Genomic DNA, 6,771 nt, shown 5'->3' on the forward strand with positions numbered 1-6,771 from the left:
GCTTCGCGCAACCCAGCCCCGCCGGCGATCGAGGCGGGAACGGTCGAAGGGCGGGTAGGGGACGGCTCCGCGCAGCGGCACCCGCCTCCCGGCTACGCCTCGGGGGTGTCGTCCCCTGGCTCCTCCGGCGGAGCCTCGGGCGGCGGCGGAGCCACCGGCGGCTGCGGCTTCGGCGGCCGCGTCAGGCCGCTGGAGGTGTCCCGCAGGTACGAGCCGTCACCCGGCTCCGCGGACGGGTCACGCCGCCGCAGGTACCGCTCGAACTCCCGGGCGATCGCGTCCCCGGACGCCTCCGGCAGATCGGCCGTGTCCCGCGCCTCCTCCAGCGTCTGGACGTATTCCGCGACCTCGCTGTCCTCCGCGGCCAGTTGGTCCACGCCCAACTGCCACGCCCGCGCGTCCTCCGGCAGCTCGCCGAGCGGGATCCGGATGTCGATCAGGTCCTCCAGCCGGTTGAGCAGGGCCAGCGTGGCCTTCGGGTTCGGCGGCTGCGAAACGTAGTGCGGCACCGCCGCCCACAGGGACACCGCCGGCACCCCCGCGTGCGTGCAGGCTTCCTGGAGTACGCCCACGATCCCCGTCGGGCCCTCGTACTTGGTCTCCTCCAGGTCCATCGTCCGCGCCAGATCCGCGTCCGAGGTGACCCCGCTCACCGGCACCGGCCGCGTGTGCGGGGTGTCCCCGAGCAGCGCACCCAGGACGACCACCATCTCCACGCCCAGCTCGTGCGCGAAGCCGAGCAGCTCGTTGCAGAACGACCGCCACCGCATGGACGGTTCGATGCCCCGCACCAGCACCAGGTCGCGCGGCTTCGCCCCGCCGATGCGGACCACCGACAGCCGCGTCGTCGGCCACGTGATCTTCCGTACCCCGTTGTCCAGCCACACCGTCGGCCGGTTGACCTGGAAGTCGTAGTAGTCCTCGGCGTCGAGCGCCGCGAACACCTCGCCCTTCCACTCCCGGTCCAGGTGCGCGACCGCACCGGAGGCCGCGTCACCCGCGTCGTTCCAGCCCTCGAACGCGGCCACCATGACCGGGTCGATCAGCTCGGGCACGCCCTCAAGCTCGATCACCCAGGTCTCCTTCCGAAGTTCCCTTGCGTACGTGGGCCAGCCTAAGCCTTGATGAGGCACCGGCCACAGCCCACGACAGAGGGGCGGTTCCCCTCGGAACCGCCCCTCTTCCCCACCTGCGCGAGACCTATGCCTTGTGGCCCAGCATCTCCTCGACGCGGGCCCGTACGGCCTCGTCGTCCAGGCCGCGGATCGTCACCGTCGTACGCCGGCGCAGCACGTCGTCGACCGTCTCGGCCCACTCGTTGTCACGGGCGTACGCCACCTGCGCCCAGATCTCCGGACCGTCCGGGTGGATGCGCTCGGCCAGCGCCGGGTCCTCGTTCGCGATGCGCGCGATGTCGAAGGCCAGCGAACCGTAGTGCGAGGCCAGGTGCCGCGCGGTCAGCGGGTCCATCCGGGTACCCGGCTCGCGGTCCACCAGCAGCCGGTGCGCGACCGCGTTCGGGTTGGCGACACCGGGCAGCGCGATCCGGCGCACCAGGGACTTCACCGGCTCCATGTCCTCGGTCAGCGGGCTGCCCGGGAGCTTCGCCAGCTTGTCCATGACCACGCGGCCGATGTGCCGGTACGTGGTCCACTTGCCGCCGGCCACCGACAGCATGCCGCCCGCGCCCTCGGACACGACCGTCTCGCGCTTGGCCTTCTCGACCCCGCCGGGGCCGCCGGGCAGCACGCGCAGGCCCGCGAACGCGTACGTCATCAGCGAGCGGTCGAGGTCCGCGTCCTTCACCGAGAACGCCGCCTCGTCCAGGATCTGCTGGATGTCGGCCTCGGTGGCGCGCACGTCCGCCGGGTCGCCCTCGTACACCTCGTCGGTGGTGCCGAGCAGCAGCTGGTCCTCCCACGGCAGGGCGAACGTGATGCGGTACTTGTCGATCGGGGTGGCCATGGCGGCCTTCCACGGCGACTTGCGCTTCATGACGATGTGCGCGCCCTTGGAGAGGCGGATCGACGGCATGGAGTGCTTGTCTTCCATGCGCCGCAGGTGGTCCACCCACGGGCCGGTGGCGTTGAGCACGACGCGCGCGTCGACCCCGAACTCGGTACCGTCCAGGCGGTCCTTGAGCTCGGCGCCGGTGACCCGGCCGCGCGTCATGCGCAGCCCGGTCACCTCGGCGTGGTTGAGGACGACCGCGCCCGACTCGACGGCCGCGCGGACCGTCATGACGGCGACGCGGGAGTCGTTCATCTGGTGGTCGTAGTAGACCGCCACGGCCTTCAGGTTGTCCGTCTTCAGACCCGGGTTGTCGGCGGCGGCGCGGGCCGGGGAGATGACCTTGCCCATGCCGTCGCCGAAGGCCGAGAGGGCGGAGTACGCGAAGACGCCCGCGCCCAGCTTGGCCGCACCGACCGGACCGCCCTTGTAGACGGGCAGGTAGAAGGTGAGCGGGTTGACCAGGTGCGGGGCCACGTCCTTGGCCAGCACCCGGCGCTCGTGGTGGTTCTCGGCGACCAGCTTGACCGCACCGGTCTGCAGGTAACGCAGGCCGCCGTGAACCAGCTTGGAGGAGGCGGAGGAGGTGGCGCCGGCGAAGTCGCCGGCGTCCACCATGGCGACCCGCAGACCCGACTGCGCGGCGTGCCAGGCCACCGAGGTGCCCAGGATTCCACCGCCGATGACCAGGAGGTCGTACGTGGCCTTCGCCAACTGCTCGCGGGTCTCGGCACGGCTCGCGTTCGAACCGGCGGTCGGGTGCGTGCCCAGTGCGGTCACGCTCTGCGGGTTGCTCATATCTCTCTTAGCTCCTCGTCGATAGCGTCAGCTGAGTGCGGTCAGCTGGCGTCTTCGTCGTCGACCCAGCCCATGGACCGCTCGACGGCCTTGAGCCAGCTCTTGTACTCGCGCTCCCGCTGCTCGGCGGGCATCCGCGGGGTCCACTCGGCCGCGCGGCGCCAGTTGGCGCGCAGGGCGTCGGTGTCGGGCCAGAAGCCGACGGCCAGGCCGGCGGCGTAGGCGGCGCCGAGGCAGGTGGTCTCGGCGACCATCGGGCGCACCACGGGGGCGTCCAGGAAGTCCGAGAGCGTCTGCATCAGCAGGTTGTTGGAGGTCATGCCGCCGTCGACCTTGAGGGCCGTGAGCTCGACGCCCGAGTCCTTGGTCATGGCGTCGGTGATCTCGCGGGTCTGCCAGGCGGTGGCCTCCAGGACGGCACGGGCGATGTGCGCCTTGGTGACGTACCGGGTGAGGCCGGCGATCACACCGCGGGCGTCGGAGCGCCAGTACGGGGCGAACAGGCCGGAGAAGGCCGGCACGAAGTAGGCGCCGCCGTTGTCCTCGACGGAGGAGGCCAGGGTCTCGATCTCGGCCGCGGACTTGATCAGGCCCATCTGGTCGCGCATCCACTGGACGAGCGAGCCGGTGACGGCGATGGAGCCCTCCAGCGCGTAGACCGGCTTCTGGTCGCCGATCTGGTAGCCGACCGTGGTCAGCAGGCCGCTGTAGGAGTTGATGATCTTGTCGCCGGTGTTCATCAGCATGAACGTTCCGGTGCCGTACGTGGACTTGGCCTCGCCCTCGGCGAAACAGGTCTGGCCGAAGAGGGCGGCCTGCTGGTCACCGAGCGCCGAGGCGACCGGGACACCGGCGAGGACGCCGTCCTTGACGTGGCCGTAGACCTCGGCGGAGGACTTGATCTCCGGGAGGACGTTGAGCGGGACGCCCATGGACTCGGCGATCTTCTCGTCCCAGGCCAGGGTGTGCAGGTTCATCAGCATGGTGCGCGACGCGTTGGTCACGTCGGTGACGTGGTGACCGCCCTGGGCGCCGCCGGTGAGGTTCCAGATGACCCAGGAGTCCATGGTTCCGAAGAGGATGTCTCCGGCCTCGGCGCGCTCGCGCAGGCCCTCGACGTTGTCGAGCAGCCAGCGGACCTTCGGACCGGCGAAGTAGCTCGCCAGCGGCAGGCCGGTCTCGCGGCGGAAGCGGTCCTGGCCGACGTTGCGGCCGAGCTCCTTGCACAGGGCGTCGGTGCGGGTGTCCTGCCAGACCAGCGCGTTGTGCACCGGCTCGCCGGTGTGGCGGTCCCACAGGACGGTGGTCTCGCGCTGGTTGGTGATGCCGACCGCCTTGACGTCGGCGGCGGTGATCTCTGCCTTGGCGATGGCCCCGGCGACGACCTCCTGGACGTTGGTCCAGATCTCGGTGGCGTCGTGCTCGACCCAGCCCGGCTTCGGGAAGATCTGCTCGTGCTCCTTCTGGTCGACGGCCACGATGCGGCCGTCGCGGTCGAAGACGATGCAGCGGGAGGAGGTGGTGCCCTGGTCGATCGCGGCGATGAAGGGGCCGGTGCTGCTGGTCATGTGGCTGCTCCTGGCAGGTCTATGAGTAGGCGGAATCAGGATGCGGTGCGGATCTTACGAGCGCGGGCCGATGCTGATCAGGCGAACGCGATGTTGTACAGACCGCCGGCGATGGCGGCACCGACGAGCGGGCCGACGACCGGGATCCAGGAGTAGCCCCAGTCGGAACCGCCCTTGTTGCGCAGCGGGAGCAGGGCGTGCACGATGCGCGGGCCGAGGTCGCGGACCGGGTTGATCGCGTAGCCGGTCGGACCGCCCAGCGAGAGGCCGATGCCGACGACCACGAACGACGTGATCAGGACACCGATGACGCCGAGGCCCTTGCCGCCGTCCTGCAGGCCCTGGGTCAGGATCGCCAGGACCAGGACGAAGGTGCCGATGATCTCGGTGGCGAGGTTCTGGACGACGTTGCGGATCTCGGGGCCGGTCGAGAAGATCCCGAGCACCGGGCCGGCGACGTCGTGCGGGTGCGGGTCCTCCGGACCGAGCCTCGCGTCCTTGATGTTCTCGGGGTCGGCCAGGTGTGCGCGGAACTGGCCGTAGTACGTGACCCACATCAGGACCGCGCCGAGCATGGCGCCGAGCAGCTGGCCCGCGAAGTAGACGGGGACGTCACCCCACTCGCCGGTCTTGACGGCGATGCCGACGGTGACCGCCGGGTTGAGGTGCGCGCCGGAGAGGGGCGCGGAGACGTAGGCGGCGATCAGGACCGCGAAGCCCCAGCCGAAGGTGATCGCGAGCCAGCCCGCGCCACGGGCCTTGGAGCTCTTGAGCGTGAGGGCGGCGCAGACGCCACCGCCGAGCAGTGTGAGCAGGGCGGTACCGATGGTCTCGCCGATGAAGATGTCGGAGCTGGACACCCGCGACTCCTTTGTCTTACGTCCAGGGGTGGGCGGAAACCGGGTACCTCCGGCGGTTCCGCGCACTCGGTGAGTGCTGCACCGGTCCTTGGCCTTGCCACACCCTAACGCGTATTGCCGGTAGGTGTTCGACATTGCCGACCGATGAACGGCAGTTTTCCGCCTGTGTGAAGAACCCGTCAAGGCCTGGCCAGGTCAAAGAACCGGATCGTTACCACTCGGTACGATCGCCCAAAACCGGCCATTCCCATGATCAGTAAATGGCAAAACCCACCCAAATGCAGCTCGAAGCCGCATCGGGTGGGTCATGTGTGGGGCAAACGGGTCAGGTCAAGCTCAGAACCGGCCCGCTCCCAGGTCGCGTGAAACCGACCGCGCGCAGTCCCGTACGGAGGCCACGAGCGCCGCCCGCGGCTCCCCGGACTCCCCGCAGACCCGCTCCACCGCACCCGCCACCGCGACCGCCCCGACCGGCATCCTGCGCCGGTCGTGGATCGGCGCCGCGACCGAGGCGATGCCCTCCCAGGTCTCCTCGACGTCGGCGGCCCAACCGCGCGCCCGGGTCAGCCCGAGGATCTCCTCGAACCCGGCCGCGTCCGTGACCGTACGGGGGGTGAACGCCTCGCGCTCCACCTCCAGCGCCTCCGTGTGCGCCACGGGGTCGTACGCGGACAGCACCTTGCCCAGCGCCGTCGAGTGCAGCGGCTGCATGGCCCCCACCTCCAGCACCTGGCGACTGTCGTCGGGCCGGAACACGTGGTGCATGATCAGCACCCCGCTCTTGTGCAGCACGCCCACGTACACGCTCTCGCCGCTCGCCCGGGCCAGATCGTCCGTCCACACCAGGGCGCGGGCGCGCAGCTCGTGCACGTCCAGATAGCTGTTGCCCAGGCGCAGCAGCTCGGCGCCCAGTTGGTAGCGGCCCGAGGCCGGGTCCTGCTCGACGAAGCCCTCCGCCTGCAGGGTGCGCAGGATGCCGTGCGCCGTGCCCTTCGCCAGACCCAGGGACGACGCCACGTCCGAGAGCCCCAGCCGGCGCTCCCCACCCGCAAGGAGTCGCAGCATCGCAGCGGCTCGTTCGAGCGACTGGATGTTCCGTGCCATTGCGCAGCCTCCTGCTGACGTAGTTCGACAATGCTGAACACTATCGGTCGATGTCGACCTTTTGCATGGTGAGGCGCTCCGGACACACGTATGAGTCGGCACCCCACGCCGACACACCCGACAAGACGTCCCGCGCACAGAATGCAGTCCGCCACGTGGGACGCCCTCACCGGGTCAGGTGCCGCACGGTTACCCTGGCCGCGTGCACCCTTGACACAGAGGGGGTGCAAAGCCGACAGCCGTCGCATCCCAGGGAGCTCAACCATGGCCTCGTTGCCGAACCCGCCCGCAGACACCCAGACCCGGGCCGATGCCCTCCGAGAGGCGCTCGCCACCCGTGTGGTCGTCGCCGACGGGGCCATGGGGACGATGCTCCAGGCGCAGGACCCCTCGATGGAGGACTTCCAGCAGCTGGAGGGTTGCAACGAGGT

Annotated in this window: 5 protein-coding genes; all 5 read right to left on the minus strand. The window is 70.1% G+C overall.

Features of this window, described 5'->3' with window-relative positions; translation table 11 throughout:
• Positions 1–92 precede the first annotated feature (92 nt).
• The 5 genes from ACFV9H_RS40845 to ACFV9H_RS40865 all read right to left on the minus strand — a co-directional run bounded on the left by ACFV9H_RS40845 (position 93) and on the right by ACFV9H_RS40865 (position 6,340).
• A complete protein-coding gene (locus ACFV9H_RS40845) occupies positions 93–1,073 on the minus strand; it encodes a PAC2 family protein (protein WP_385408980.1) in 981 nt (326 codons plus the stop codon).
• Positions 1,074–1,200: 127 nt separating this feature from the next.
• Positions 1,201–2,808, minus strand: a complete 1,608-nt coding sequence (locus ACFV9H_RS40850; protein ID WP_385408982.1) for an FAD-dependent oxidoreductase — start codon at positions 2,806–2,808, stop codon at positions 1,201–1,203.
• Positions 2,809–2,849: 41 nt separating this feature from the next.
• Positions 2,850–4,376 (minus strand): glycerol kinase GlpK, encoded by a 1,527-nt coding sequence (gene glpK, locus ACFV9H_RS40855; RefSeq protein ID WP_385408984.1) that lies wholly within the window; start codon positions 4,374–4,376, stop codon positions 2,850–2,852.
• A 77-nt stretch (positions 4,377–4,453) separates the two neighbouring features.
• A complete protein-coding gene (locus ACFV9H_RS40860) occupies positions 4,454–5,236 on the minus strand; it encodes an MIP/aquaporin family protein (protein ID WP_385408986.1) in 783 nt (260 codons plus the stop codon).
• Positions 5,237–5,572: 336 nt separating this feature from the next.
• Positions 5,573–6,340: an IclR family transcriptional regulator gene (locus ACFV9H_RS40865; RefSeq protein ID WP_385408988.1), complete on the minus strand. Its 768-nt coding sequence runs from the start codon at positions 6,338–6,340 to the stop codon at positions 5,573–5,575.
• Positions 6,341–6,771 lie beyond the last annotated feature (431 nt).

Source organism: Streptomyces sp. NPDC059874 (assembly GCF_042731135.1).
Taxonomy (GTDB): Bacteria; Actinomycetota; Actinomycetes; order Streptomycetales; family Streptomycetaceae; genus Streptomyces.

Coding starts and splice junctions, on each gene's coding strand:
- ACFV9H_RS40850 (WP_385408982.1), bottom strand. CDS start 2,808: ATGAGCAACCCGCAGAGCGTGACCGCACTGGGCACGCACCCGACCGCC.
- ACFV9H_RS40865 (WP_385408988.1), bottom strand. CDS start 6,340: ATGGCACGGAACATCCAGTCGCTCGAACGAGCCGCTGCGATGCTGCGA.
- glpK (WP_385408984.1), bottom strand. CDS start 4,376: ATGACCAGCAGCACCGGCCCCTTCATCGCCGCGATCGACCAGGGCACC.